The sequence below is a fragment of the Cupriavidus sp. FW305-F7 genome, assembly GCF_058782875.1.
On the sequence record NZ_JBYSYC010000007.1, the window covers coordinates 130,241 to 142,890 of the forward strand.

Below are 12,650 nucleotides of genomic sequence, written 5' to 3' on the forward strand. Positions count from 1 at the left end.
CCCGACCTGCGGCGTCGCTGCCTGCCCGCCAACCGCGCTGTCATGAATACTCTGCCTTCCGCCCTGGCCATGCCCGCCATCTCGGCGCTGAACCACCTGCTTGAGCAGGAGCCGTGGGCCCGCAACCAGCTCACGCCGTTTGCCGGGCGCGTGATCCGCTTCGATGCCGCCGCCTTCGTGCTGTCGCTGAAGGTGACAGAGCACGGCTGCACCGAACCGGCGCCCGAGGCCGAGGCGCCCGCGGTGACGCTGCGCGTGCCGGTGCAGCAGTGGCCGCTGGTGGCCGCCGACGTGGCCGAAGGCGGCCAGGCCGCCGCCATGCGCCATGTCCGCATCGAGGGCGACGCCGAGCTGGCCAACACCGTCTCGACGCTGGCGCGCAACCTGCGCTGGGACGCCGCCGAAGACCTGTCGCGCGCGCTGCGCGGCATCCTGGGCGGGCCGGTGAGCGACAGCGTGGCGCAGCGCGTGGTCGATGGTGCGCGCCAGGTGCATGAGCAGGCCACACGCGTTGGCCGCGCCCTGGTCGACAACGTCACCGACTACCTGCTGGACGAGCATCCGACCCTGGTGCGCCACGCCGCGCTCGATGCCTTCGGCGCCGACGTGGGCCGGCTGCGCGATAGCCTGGCCCGGCTCGAAAAACGGCTGGAGCGGCTGGAGCGCGCCGGCCCGCCGCCGGTATCCGGCCAGTCGGGCCAGTCCGGCAAGCTGCCGTCGCCGCACCGCTGAGCCGGCCGCGCCACGATCCCATCCACCACCAACGTGACTGCCTGCCCGGCCCTGTGAAGACTCCCGAATGACCCGCCTCCTGCGCCTTGGCAAGATTCTCTTCGTCATCCTCTATTACGGCCTGGACGAGCTGGTGCTCTCGGGCTTCAGCAGCCGCAGGATCCGCTTCCTGGTGCGCGTCATCACCATCGGGCGCAAGCTCGAGATGCCGCGCGGCGAGCGCCTGCGGCTGGCGCTGACGCGGCTGGGTCCGATCTTCGTCAAGTTCGGCCAGGTGCTGTCGACCCGGCGCGACCTGATGCCGGCGGACATTGCCGACGAACTGGCCAAGCTGCAGGACCAGGTGCCGCCCTTCGATTCGGTGGTGGCGGTGAAGATTATCGAGCGCGCGCTGGGGCGGCCGCTGGACCAGCTGTTCGAGACCTTCGAGCACCAGCCGGTGGCCAGCGCCTCGATCGCGCAGGTGCACTTCGCCACGCTCAAGGGCGGCCCCTGCCACGGCCGCGAGGTCGCGGTGAAGGTGCTGCGCCCGGGCATGCTGCCGGTGATCGACAGCGACCTGGCGCTGATGCGCGACATGGCCACCTGGCTGGAACGCTTCTGGGCCGACGGCAAGCGCCTCAAGCCGCGCGAGGTGGTGGCCGAGTTCGACAAATACCTGCACGACGAGCTCGACCTGATGATCGAGGCGGCCAATGCCAGCCAGCTGCGCCGCAACTTTGCCGACACCAGCCTGCTGCTGGTGCCCGAGGTGTTCTGGGACTGGTGCAGCAGCACCGTGTTCGTGATGGAGCGCATGCACGGCATTCCGATCTCGCGCACCGAGTCGCTCAAGGCCGCCGGCGTGGACATGCACCAGCTGGCGGAAGAGGGCGTCGAGATCTTCTTCACCCAGGTGTTCCGCGATGGCTTCTTCCATGCCGACATGCACCCCGGCAATATCCTGGTGTCGGTGCAGCCCGAGTCCTTCGGCCGCTATATCGCGCTGGACTTCGGCATCGTCGGCGCGCTGTCCGAGTTCGACAAGAACTACCTGGCGCAGAATTTCATCGCCTTCTTCCGGCGCGACTACCACCGCGTGGCGCTGCTGCATGTGGAGTCCGGCTGGGTGCCGCCCGATACCCGCGTCGAAGAGCTGGAAAGCGCGGTGCGCGCCTGCTGCGAGCCATACTTCGACAAGCCGCTGAAGGAAATCTCGCTGGGCATGGTGCTGATGCGGCTGTTCCAGACCTCGCGCCGCTTCAATGTCGAGATCCAGCCGCAGCTGGTGCTGCTGCAGAAGACGCTGCTCAATATCGAAGGCCTGGGCCGCCAGCTCGACCCCGACCTGGACCTGTGGAAGACCGCCAAGCCTTTCCTGGAGCGCTGGATGCACGAGCAGGTGGGCTGGAAGGGCGCCTGGGAGCGGGTCAAGGTGGAGGCGCCGCTGTGGGCCAAGATGCTGCCCGACTTCCCGCGCCTGGCGCACCAGTTCCTGGAGCGGCGCGCGCTGACCAGCAACGGCGAGCAGGACAAGCTGCTGGCGATGCTGGTGGTGGAGCAGCGCCGCACCAACCGGTTGCTCGGCACCGGGCTGCTGTTGCTGGGCGGCTTTGTCGCCGGCATCGTGCTGACGCATGTGCTGGGCTGGGCCGGCTACTGGTAGCGCACCCGGGACCGAGCCATCGGAGATGACCATGAGCGACACCGCCAAGCCTGCGCCGACCTTCGCCACCCGCAACGCCGCCGACCCGACGTTCTGGGACGAGCGTTTCGAACAGGGCTTCACGCCCTGGGACCAAGGCGGCGTGCCCGAGGAATTCCGCCAGTTCATTGAAGGCCGCGCGCCATGCCCGACCCTGGTGCCAGGCTGTGGCAACGGCTGGGAGGCCGCGTGGCTGTTCGAGCGCGGCTGGCCGGTGACGGCGATCGACTTCTCGCCGCAGGCGGTGGCGTCGGCGCGGCGGACGCTGGGGCCGGCGGGGGTGGTGGTGCAGCAGGGCGATTTCTTCGCCTTCACGCCGCAGCCGGCGTGCGGGCTAATCTACGAACGGGCCTTCCTGTGCGCGCTGCCGCCGGCGATGCGGGCTGACTATGCCGCCCGGGTCGCGCAACTGCTGCCGCCGGGCGGCCTGCTGGCCGGCTACTTCTACCTGGGCGAAAACCGCGGCGGGCCGCCGTTCGCGATGCCGGCCGAAGAGCTGGACGCGCTGCTGGCACCGGCCTTCGAGCGACTGGAGGACCGGCCCTCGGCCGCGCCGCTGCCGGTGTTCCAGGGGCAGGAGCGCTGGCAGGTCTGGCGCCGCCGGTCCGGCTGAAGCAGCCACCGGCCAGCCCTTGTGGCGCAGGCGATGCTCCGCGTGGCGCATTTGCGCCAGCGGGGAATTTTTTTCGCTCACGCTGGTCTGCGTCGCTATAATCCGCGTTTTGATTCGGCTACGACCGCAGCCCCGACCGCGTTTTCCGCCCAGCGCGAGAACTCCAGGCAGCTCGATATGCGGCCCCGACCGATGAATTGGACTCCGGGCGGATGCGCGCAAGCAACGTGCACCCATGCGCCGCCCGGCATTCGGTTTCTCGCCACAAGGGCACTTTCTGCATAGGGCAGCGGCATGCTGATCTGGTTCGTCATCATCTACTGGGTAATCTCGGTCGGCATCGGCCTGTGGGCGGCGCTGCGCGTACGCAACACCACCGATTTCGCCGTCGCCGGGCGCAGCCTGCCGTTCCATATCGTCACCGCCACCGTCTTCGCCACCTGGTTCGGCTCCGAGACGGTGCTGGGCATCCCCGCCGTATTTCTCAAGGAAGGCCTGTCGGGCGTGGTCTCCGACCCCTTCGGCTCGTCGCTGTGCCTGATCCTGGTGGGCCTGTTCTTCGCCCGGCCGCTGTACCGGATGAACCTGCTGACCATCGGCGACTACTACCACAACCGCTATGGCCGGCTGGCCGAGGTGCTGACTACGCTGTGCATCGTGGTGTCCTACCTGGGCTGGGTGGCGGCGCAGATCAAGGCGCTTGGGCTGGTGTTCTTTACCGTCTCGGACGGCGCGCTGTCGCAGGAGGCCGGCATGATGATCGGCGCCGCCAGCGTGCTGGTCTATACGCTGTTCGGCGGCATGTGGTCGGTGGCCATCACGGACTTCATCCAGATGATCATCATCGTGATCGGCATGATCTATATCGGCTACGAGGTCAGCGGGCAGGCCGGCGGCGTCACGGCCGTGGTGTCGCACGCGGCGGCGGCCGGCAAGTTCGAGTTCCTGCCGTCGCTGGATCTCATCCAGATCATCGGCTTTGCGGCGGCGCTGTTCACCATGATGCTGGGTTCGATCCCGCAGCAGGACGTGTTCCAGCGCGTGACCTCGTCGCGCACCGAGCAGATCGCCGGGCGCGCCTCGGTGCTGGGCGGCGTGCTGTACTTCTGCTTTGCCTTTATCCCGATGTTCCTGGCGTATTCGGCCACGCTGATCGACCCGGACATGGTCGCCAAGTACATCAACGCCGATTCGCAGCTGATCCTGCCGAAGCTGATCCTGCAGCATGCGCCCATGTTCGCCCAGGTAATGTTCTTCGGCGCGCTGCTGTCGGCGATCAAGAGCTGCGCCTCGGCCACGCTGCTAGCGCCGTCGGTGACCTTTGCCGAGAACATCCTGCGGCCGTACTTCCGCCACCTGGACGACAAGCAGTTCCTGCGCGTGATGCAGACCGTGGTGCTGGTGTTCACCGTGGTGGTGATGCTGTTCGCGCTCAACTCGCACCTGTCGATCTTTCATATGGTTGAAAATGCCTATAAGGTCACCTTGGTCTCGTCCTTCGTGCCATTGGCCTTCGGCATGTTCTGGAAGCACGCCACCCGCCAGGGCGGGCTGGCGGCGATCTTGCTGGGCCTGTCTTCCTGGCTGACCTGCGAGGTGGCCTTTGCCGGTGCCGTGGTGCCGCCGCAAATGGTCGGCCTGCTGTTCTCGATCAGCGGCATGGTGATCGGTTCACTGCTGCCACAGTGGATTGCAGATCACGCACCGGTCAAGGAAGTCCATATCGCCTGACGCCCGGGGGTCTGCAACCCCTTCATTTCCGGCGATCAGGCAGCCCCGGAACGGTTTATAATTCAAGGCTTTGCATCGTCGCGCGGGAATTTCCCGCAGCCGCCATGGCCCGCGGCGATGTCCGCCTTTGTACCGATTCCGAAGTTTTCTCGCGAAATAACACCATGCCGATCTATGCCTACCGTTGCGACGCCTGCGGCCACGGGCGCGATGTGCTGCAGAAAATGAGCGATGCCCCGCTGACGGACTGCCCGTCGTGCGGCGTCGCCGGCTCGTTCAAGAAACAGCTGACTGCTGCTGGTTTCCAGCTCAAGGGCTCGGGCTGGTATGTGACCGACTTCCGCGGCGGCAGCGCCAGCGCGCCGGCAGCCACCGGCGCCGCGGGTGGCACCTCCGCAGCGGCGGCCAGCGCCCCGGCGGCGGCTGAATCGTCGGCCAGTCCTGCCTCGTCCGCTTCGGCCACGCCCGCGGCAGCCGGCGGCTGCGGCAGCGCCTGCGCCTGCCATTGAGCCGGACCCGTCCCGTGGTTGCCAAGAAGACTTCCGCCCTGAAAACCTGGTTCCTGACCGGGCTGCTGGTGCTGGTGCCGCTGGGCATCACGCTGTGGGTGCTCAGCCTGATCATCGGCACGATGGACCAGAGCCTGGCGCTGCTGCCCGAGGCCTGGCGCCCGGACCGGCTGATGTTCGGCAAGCGCGTGACCGGCCTGGGCGCCATCCTCACGCTGCTGGTCATCCTGCTGGTCGGCCTGCTGGCGCATAACTTCATCGGCCAGCGCCTGGTGCGCTGGTGGGAAGCGCTGCTGGGCCATATCCCGGTGGTGGGCCCGATCTACACCAGCGTCAAGCAGGTCTCGGACACGCTGCTGTCGTCCTCGGGCAATGCCTTCCGCAAGGCGCTGCTGGTGCAGTACCCGCGCGAGGGCTCGTGGACCATTGCCTTCCTGACCGGGCGCCCCGGCGGCGACGTGCAGAACCACCTGCAGGGCGAATACGTCAGCGTCTATGTGCCGACCACGCCGAATCCGACCTCGGGCTTCTTCCTGATGATGCCCAAGGCCGACACCATCGAACTCGACATGACCGTCGACGCCGCGCTCAAGTACATCGTCTCGATGGGCGTGGTGGCACCGGCGGAATTGCCGCGCAAGAACGGCAGCGTGCCCCGGCCGGCAGCCCCGGCCAGTCCGGCCAATCCGGCCGGCAGGGCCAGCAACGAGGAAACGGTCGAGACGACCGATCCTTAAGCATCCAATCTGATCACGGGCCGCCCGATGCGTTTCGGGCGGCCGCGTTTTACCGGGAATCTCTTTATGTCCTCCATGCGTACTCACTACTGCGGTCTGGTGACCGAACAATTCTCGGGCCAGGAAGTGGCCCTGACCGGCTGGGTCCAGCGCCGCCGCGACCATGGCGGCGTGATCTTCATCGACCTGCGCGACCGCGAAGGCCTGGTGCAGGTGGTGTGCGATCCGGACCGCCCCGAGATGTTCAAGGCCGCCGAAGAGATCCGCAATGAGTTCTGCATCCGCGTCACCGGCAAGGTCCGTCCGCGCCCGGCCGGCACCGAGAACGCCAACCTGACCTCGGGCAAGATCGAGGTGCTGTGCCATGAGCTGACCGTGCTGAACCCGTCGGTCACGCCCCCGTTCCAGCTCGACGACGACAACCTGTCGGAAACCACGCGCCTGACGCACCGCGTGCTGGACCTGCGCCGCCCGCAGATGCAGTACAACCTGCGCCTGCGCTACAAGGTGGCGATGGAAGTGCGCAAGTTCCTGGACGCGCAGGGCTTTATCGACATCGAGACCCCGATGCTGGGCAAGAGCACGCCCGAAGGCGCGCGCGACTACCTGGTGCCGTCGCGGGTGAATCCGGGCCACTTCTTCGCGCTGCCGCAGTCGCCGCAGATCTTCAAGCAGATGTTGATGGTGTCGGGCTTCGACCGCTACTACCAGATCACCAAGTGCTTCCGCGATGAAGACCTGCGCGCCGACCGCCAGCCGGAATTCACGCAGATCGACTGCGAGACCTCGTTCCTGACCGAGCAGGAGATCCGCGACCTGTTCGAGGACATGATGCGCACGGTGTTCAAGAACGCCATCGACGTCGACCTGGACGCCAGGTTCCCGGTGATGGAGTTCCGCGAGGCCATGGCCCGCTTCGGCTCGGACAAGCCTGACCTGCGCGTCAAACTGGAATTCACCGAGCTGACCGAGGTGATGAAGGACGTCGACTTCAAGGTGTTCTCGGGTCCCGCCAACAGCGACAACGGCCGCGTGGTCGGCCTGCGCGTGCCGGGCGGCGCTGCGATCTCGCGCGGCGAGATCGACGCCTACACCCAGTTCGTCGGCATCTACGGCGCCAAGGGCCTGGCCTGGATCAAGGTCAACGAAGTGGCCAAGGGCCGCGACGGCCTGCAATCGCCGGTCGTCAAGAACCTGCACGACGCCGCCATTGCCGAAATCCTCAAGCGCACCGGTGCCCAGGACGGCGACATCATCTTCTTCGGCGCCGACAAGGCCAAGGTGGTCAACGACTCGATCGGCGCGCTGCGCCTGAAGGTCGGCCACTCTGACTTCGGCAAGGCCAACGGCCTGTTCGAAGACACCTGGAAGCCGCTGTGGGTGGTCGACTTCCCGATGTTCGAGTACGACGAGGAAGACGCGCGCTGGGTGGCCATGCACCACCCGTTCACCAGCCCCAAGGACGAGCACCTGGAATACCTCGAGACCGACCCGGGCAAGTGCCTGGCCAAGGCCTACGACATGGTGCTGAACGGCTGGGAAATGGGCGGCGGCTCGGTGCGGATCTTCCGTTCGGACATCCAGAGCAAGGTGTTCCGCGCGCTCAACATCAACGACGAGGAAGCCCGTGCCAAGTTCGGCTACCTGCTGGACGCGCTGCAGTACGGCGCGCCCCCGCACGGCGGCCTGGCCTTCGGCCTGGACCGCATCGTCACCATGATGGCCGGCGCCGACTCGATCCGCGACGTGATCGCCTTCCCCAAGACCCAGCGGGCCCAGGACCTGCTGACCCAGGCCCCGAGCTCGGTCGACGAGAAGCAACTGCGCGAGCTGCATATCCGCCTGCGCGTCGCCGAGCCCAAGCCGACGGCCTGAGTTGCCTGAAGCTCGCAAGGAAGCCGCGCAATTGCGCGGCTTTTTTGCTTTATGCGCAACGTCGGGTCGACTGTGCTGTGAGGCGCGCGGCGCATTGGTTTCGATTTGTTACCGGTAGGAACGAAGGGCGCCGCCGCGGGGTCTGCTCTTTTTGACACGTAATTTGCCGAGGGGCCTCGCAATGAAGGCTTCCGGCACTCGGGAGGAAATTCGTGACCCTGGATATCGACCTGATCCGCCAGTTCCTGCTGGCCCATGACCAAACCATCCTGACCTGGCTGGTGGCCGGGTTGCTGATGATGCTGCTGGCGCGCTTCGAGCTGCGCCGCGCCGTGCGCCGCTCGGCGCAGGCCATGTCTGAATCGGTGGCCACCACCGTGGCGGCCTGCGTGCCCGACATCGCCCATGCGGTGCAGTCGGCCGCGCCCGCCGCGGCGGCCGAGCCGGTGGAAATGCAGCGCGCCGAAGCGTTGCGCCGGCTGGCGCTGGATACCGTCGGCGTGGTCATGACGCGCGGGCGCTGGCTGGACGAGCTCGGCAACCTGCGCCTGGCCGACGACGCCTTGCTGGCCGGCCAGCGCGCCGACGGCGCCGACCCGCTGCTGGTGGTGGCGCCGCAGCCGGTGGTGCAGGCCTACCTGGATGCGCAGCGCGTGTTCGAGGACGAGGCCGCGCAGGTGCAGGCGCTGCGCCGCGATGCCCAGCGCGTGCAGGAGGCGCTGCAGGCCCTGGACGCCGAGGTTGCCCATATCGAGCAGGAAACTGGCAGCATCGTGCTGCGTTTCGAGCAGGTCAACGCGCAGGCGGCGCAGGGCATGGATGGCGGCGACTACCAGCGCTTCCTGATCCAGAAGTACAACGCGCTGGGACAGCGCGAGAAGGAAATCGCGCTGGAGCGCACGCGGCTGCAGGGCGAGGTCCGGCACCGCGCCGACGCCCTGGCCACGCACGCGCATGGCGCGTCCAAGCGCTACCGCCAGGCGCTGGCGCCGCTGATGGACCAGCTGCGTGCCGCCTGGGGCCACGGCGATTCGCCCCAGGTGTTCGACACCTGGCAGCGCACCGCGGGCGACGAGCCGTACCTGGCACCCCATACCTCGTATGGCGCGCGCAGCGCCGCCTGAAGGCCGCCGACAGTCGCCTCGGGCGGGCGCCGCCACGCTTTCGCGTGGCAACGTGGCGCGGCTGCGCTATCCTTGGGTTTGTCCTTTCGCCCAGACCCATGTCCTACAAGATCCCGGAATCCGTGCTGGTGGTGATTTACACGCCAGATCTTCAAGTCTTGCTGCTGGAACGCGCCGATCGCCCGGGGTTCTGGCAGTCCGTGACCGGCAGCCTCGACACCCTGGACGAACCCCTGGCCCTGACCGCCGCGCGTGAAGTGGCCGAGGAAACCGGCCTCATCACCGGCGAGCACCAGTTGACCGACTGGGGCCATACCATCCAGTACGAGATCTACCCGCAGTGGCGCCACCGCTACGCCGAAGGCGTCACGCGCAATACTGAGCATTGGTTCGGGCTGCGCGTGCAGGAGGCGCTGCCGGTGACGCTGGCGCCACGCGAACACCTGCAATACCAGTGGCTGCCATGGGAGCAGGCGGCGCAGCAGTGCTTTTCCAGCAGCAATGCCGAGGCCATCCGCCAGTTGGCCTGGCGCGCGGCCGGGGCTGGCGCTGGCGAGCGGCAGGCGGCGTATGGAGCGCAGCCATGAAGCTGCGCGTGGTCACCTACAACATCCACAAGGGAGTGACCGGCATCTCGCGGCGCCCGCGCATCCAGAACGTGCGCGCCGGCCTGCATGCGATGGATGCGGACATCGTCTTCCTGCAGGAAGTGCAGGACCGCAACGACCGCCTGGTGGCCGCGGCGCTGTTCGATCCGGAGCATACGCAGCTCAACTACCTGGCCACTGACGCCTATCCGCACTCGGTCTACGGACGCAACGCGGTCTATGACTACGGCCATCACGGCAACGCGATCCTGTCGCGCCACCCGATCCTGATGTCCGAGAACCTGGATATTTCCGACCACCGCTTCGAGCAGCGCGGGCTGCTGCATGCGGTGGCGGATGTGCACGGGGTGGAAACCCACCTGATCTGCGTGCATTTCGGTCTGTTTGCGCGCAGCCGCGCGCGCCAGGCCGAGGCTCTGGTGGAGCGCGTGCGCAATGTAGTGCCGGCCGGCATGCCGCTGGTGATCGCCGGGGACTTCAACGACTGGAACCACCGGCTCGATGCGCAGATCTGCAATACGCTGGGCGCGGTCGAGGCCTCGCACGCGCGTGGCGCGCGTCTGCATACCTTCCCCAGCCATATGCCGTGGTGGCAGCTCGACCGCATCTATGTGCGCGGCTATGAGATCGAGCGCGCGCATGCGCTGACCGGCCGCGACTGGGCGCAGCGCTCGGATCACGTGCCGCTGGTGGCGGAACTGGGGCATCCGCAGGGCGAGTTGGCCATGCCCGCGGAGCCCGCCGGCAAGGCCGCCTGAATTCAGCGCGCGCGCTCCGGATAGTCGCGGATGAAGGCGAACACCGCCTGCGGGTCGTTCAGGTCCAGCACCGGCAGCGCGGTCATGGCGGCCACCGCGGCAGGGTCGTCGCTGGCCACCGCCACCACGCCCGGCACCTCGTCCCACAGCGGCGTGCGCCCCAGCGCCGGGCGATATACTTCCAGCTTGGGAAAATCACTGCGCTTGTAGCCCTCAACCAGCACCAGTTCGGTGTCGGCCGGCAGTACGGCGAGCGCATCGTCCAGTTCTGGCGAGGGCACCGCCTCCGGATAGTGGCGCATCAGCGTCAGGTGGCGCGCGCCGACCAGCACGACATTGGCGCAGCCGGCCTCGCGCATGCGCCAGGAGTCCTTGCCGGGCGTGTCGGGGTCAAAGCCGTGGTGGGTGTGCTTGACGCCGGCCACGCGCAGGCCGGCGGCGACGAAACAGGGGATGAGCTGGTCCAGCAGCGTGGTCTTGCCGCTGCCGGACGATCCGGTAATGCCGAATACCTTCACAATGGGTTCCGTGGGGGGGCGTCAGTCGTCGATGGCCCGTCGCTGGCTGCGCAGGCAAGCATCAGTATCGACGATAGCAGAGATGCGCCTGCCAATGTGCGCGCGGCGCCTTGCGCCCGGCAATCTGTCCGATAATCACGGCATGTCACGGATATCCCACTCCGCTCATGCCGACGCCCGCGCGCACGACCCGGCCGCGGCCGGCGACCACGCGCCGCGCCGCCACATGCTGCGCTGGACCTGGCGCCGCGGCAAGCCCACCACCGGCAATGCGGTGCGGCTGCTGCACGGCGGCCAGGACTTCTTCCCCGCGCTGATCGCCGCCATCGACCAGGCCGCGTTCCAGGTGATGCTGGAAACCTACATCTATGCCGATGACGAGGTCGGCCGCGCGGTCAGCGACTCGCTGATCCGCGCCGCCGCGCGCGGCGTGACCGTGCGCGTGACGGTGGACGGATTCGGCGCCGGCGACATGCCCGCCGAGCTGGCCGCGCGGCTGCGCGCCGGCGGCGTGCAACTGCGCGTGTTCCGCATGCTGCGCGGCTTCCGGCTGGCGCGGCGCCACCTGCGCAGGCTGCACCGCAAGCTGGCGGTGATCGACCGGCGCGTCGCCTTCGTCGGCGGCATCAATATCATCGACGACCACAACCACGGCCCGTTCGAGGGCGCCAACCTGGGGCCGCGCTATGACTTCGCGGTGCAGGTCAGCGGCCCGCTGGTGGACGGCATTGCGCTGTCCGCCGAGCGGCTCTGGTGGCGCTTGTCGCTGCGCGATATGCACGGCGCCGAACGCGCCGCCGCGGTGGCCGACTACCCGCTGGTCACCGACCTGCCGCCGCGCCCGGAAGCCGCGGGCGGCGTACGCGCCGCGCTGCTGCTGCGCGACAACCTGCGCAACCGCCGCACCATCGAGCGCGAATACCTGCGCGCGCTGGGCGCCGCGCGCCACGACGTGATCCTGGCCAACGCCTACTTCCTGCCTGGCCATAAGATGCGGCGCGCGCTGCTGGCCTGCCGCGCGCGCGGCGTGCGCGTGCGGCTGCTGCTGCAGGGCCGGGTCGAATACCGGCTGCAGCACTACGCCACCCATGCGCTGTACGCCTCGCTGCTGGAGGCCGGCGTCGAGATCTACGAGTATGCCGAGAGCTTCCTGCATGCCAAGGTGGGCGTGGTGGACGAGGCCTGGGCCACGGTCGGGTCGAGCAATATGGACCCGTTCAGCCTGCTGCTTGCACGCGAAGCCAATGTCGCCGTTTATGATGCGGCCTTCGCCGCTGAACTGCGTACCGCACTGGAATACGCCATTGCGCACCGCAGCGTGCGCGTGATGCCGGAGGTGCATGCGCGCCGCTCGCCGCTGCACCGGCTCGCCAACTGGACGGCCTATATGGTGCTGCGCCTGGGTGTCGTCATTGCTGGTGTCACAGGGCGCTACTGAACGGCAGCTGCGAGCGCGGTGTGCGTTTGCTGCCATGCGGTAGGGCGCTGGCTGCAACCGGTTGCAGCGCCAGCCATGGCCGACATGAAGGACATGCTGCATTGCAGTCCGTTTAGAAACAGCGGTCTAATTAAAAGCTTGATGGTCGGCTGCTGCGCCAGAATAATCTGAACGACCGTTCTTTTTTGGCTTAGACTGCGTGCATTCGCGGTATGCACCGGCAAATCCGCCGGTTCGGCCGCAAGCAGAAATGCAACGTCAGGGTCATACGCGATGCCGCAGCAGGGCATCGCAGAACGGAGAAAAAACATGCGACACCAGTC

Annotated in this window: 13 protein-coding genes; 11 read left to right on the plus strand and 2 right to left on the minus strand. The window is 67.5% G+C overall.

The annotated features are described in order from the left end of the window. Positions 1 to 42: 42 nt before the first annotated feature. From AC3WL8_RS09050 to AC3WL8_RS09095, 10 genes are all read left to right on the plus strand, one after another. Positions 43 to 732: a ubiquinone biosynthesis accessory factor UbiJ gene (locus tag AC3WL8_RS09050; RefSeq protein ID WP_153953226.1), complete on the plus strand. Its 690-nt coding sequence runs from the start codon at positions 43 to 45 to the stop codon at positions 730 to 732. 67 nt (positions 733 to 799) lie between these two features. Further along, on the plus strand, positions 800 to 2,377 hold the full coding sequence (ubiB, locus tag AC3WL8_RS09055; RefSeq protein ID WP_013955536.1) for a ubiquinone biosynthesis regulatory protein kinase UbiB: 1,578 nt from the start codon (positions 800 to 802) through the stop codon (positions 2,375 to 2,377). A gap of 31 nt (positions 2,378 to 2,408) precedes the next feature. Beyond that, positions 2,409 to 3,029, plus strand: coding sequence for a methyltransferase domain-containing protein (locus tag AC3WL8_RS09060; protein ID WP_211980703.1), 621 nt, complete (start codon positions 2,409 to 2,411; stop codon positions 3,027 to 3,029). A gap of 294 nt (positions 3,030 to 3,323) precedes the next feature. Next, positions 3,324 to 4,760 carry a high affinity choline transporter 1 gene (locus AC3WL8_RS09065; protein WP_153953228.1) on the plus strand — a complete coding sequence of 479 codons (1,437 nt, stop codon included), beginning with the start codon at positions 3,324 to 3,326 and terminating at the stop codon, positions 4,758 to 4,760. 164 nt (positions 4,761 to 4,924) lie between these two features. Continuing rightward, positions 4,925 to 5,269, plus strand: coding sequence for an FmdB family zinc ribbon protein (locus AC3WL8_RS09070; protein WP_041228286.1), 345 nt, complete (start codon positions 4,925 to 4,927; stop codon positions 5,267 to 5,269). Positions 5,270 to 5,283: 14 nt separating this feature from the next. After that, positions 5,284 to 6,006, plus strand: coding sequence for a DUF502 domain-containing protein (locus AC3WL8_RS09075; RefSeq protein WP_013955540.1), 723 nt, complete (start codon positions 5,284 to 5,286; stop codon positions 6,004 to 6,006). Positions 6,007 to 6,072: 66 nt separating this feature from the next. Beyond that, positions 6,073 to 7,881 (plus strand): aspartate--tRNA ligase, encoded by a 1,809-nt coding sequence (aspS, locus tag AC3WL8_RS09080; protein ID WP_013955541.1) that lies wholly within the window; start codon positions 6,073 to 6,075, stop codon positions 7,879 to 7,881. Positions 7,882 to 8,093: 212 nt separating this feature from the next. Next, entirely contained in the window at positions 8,094 to 9,005 is a 912-nt protein-coding gene (locus AC3WL8_RS09085) for a hypothetical protein (RefSeq protein WP_249679043.1), read from the plus strand. 98 nt (positions 9,006 to 9,103) lie between these two features. Then, positions 9,104 to 9,592, plus strand: a complete 489-nt coding sequence (nudB, locus tag AC3WL8_RS09090; RefSeq protein ID WP_153953231.1) for a dihydroneopterin triphosphate diphosphatase — start codon at positions 9,104 to 9,106, stop codon at positions 9,590 to 9,592. Further along, a complete protein-coding gene (locus tag AC3WL8_RS09095; RefSeq protein ID WP_013955544.1) occupies positions 9,589 to 10,371 on the plus strand; it encodes an endonuclease/exonuclease/phosphatase family protein in 783 nt (260 codons plus the stop codon). The genes nudB and AC3WL8_RS09095 overlap by 4 nt, the downstream gene beginning before the upstream one ends. Before the next feature lie 2 nt (positions 10,372 to 10,373). On the opposite strand, the gene mobB is transcribed toward AC3WL8_RS09095, so the two are convergent. Next, positions 10,374 to 10,889 carry a molybdopterin-guanine dinucleotide biosynthesis protein B gene (gene mobB, locus AC3WL8_RS09100; RefSeq protein ID WP_013955545.1) on the minus strand — a complete coding sequence of 172 codons (516 nt, stop codon included), beginning with the start codon at positions 10,887 to 10,889 and terminating at the stop codon, positions 10,374 to 10,376. A gap of 94 nt (positions 10,890 to 10,983) precedes the next feature. Here mobB and clsB point away from each other — a divergent pair, with 94 nt between their 5' ends. Beyond that, positions 10,984 to 12,327: a cardiolipin synthase ClsB gene (clsB, locus tag AC3WL8_RS09105; RefSeq protein ID WP_211982105.1), complete on the plus strand. Its 1,344-nt coding sequence runs from the start codon at positions 10,984 to 10,986 to the stop codon at positions 12,325 to 12,327. Here the strand turns inward: clsB and AC3WL8_RS09110 are convergent. Further along, positions 12,321 to 12,638 (minus strand): hypothetical protein, encoded by a 318-nt coding sequence (locus tag AC3WL8_RS09110; protein ID WP_211980705.1) that lies wholly within the window; start codon positions 12,636 to 12,638, stop codon positions 12,321 to 12,323. The two genes, clsB and AC3WL8_RS09110, sit on opposite strands and share 7 nt — an antisense overlap. Positions 12,639 to 12,650: the final 12 nt, after the last annotated feature.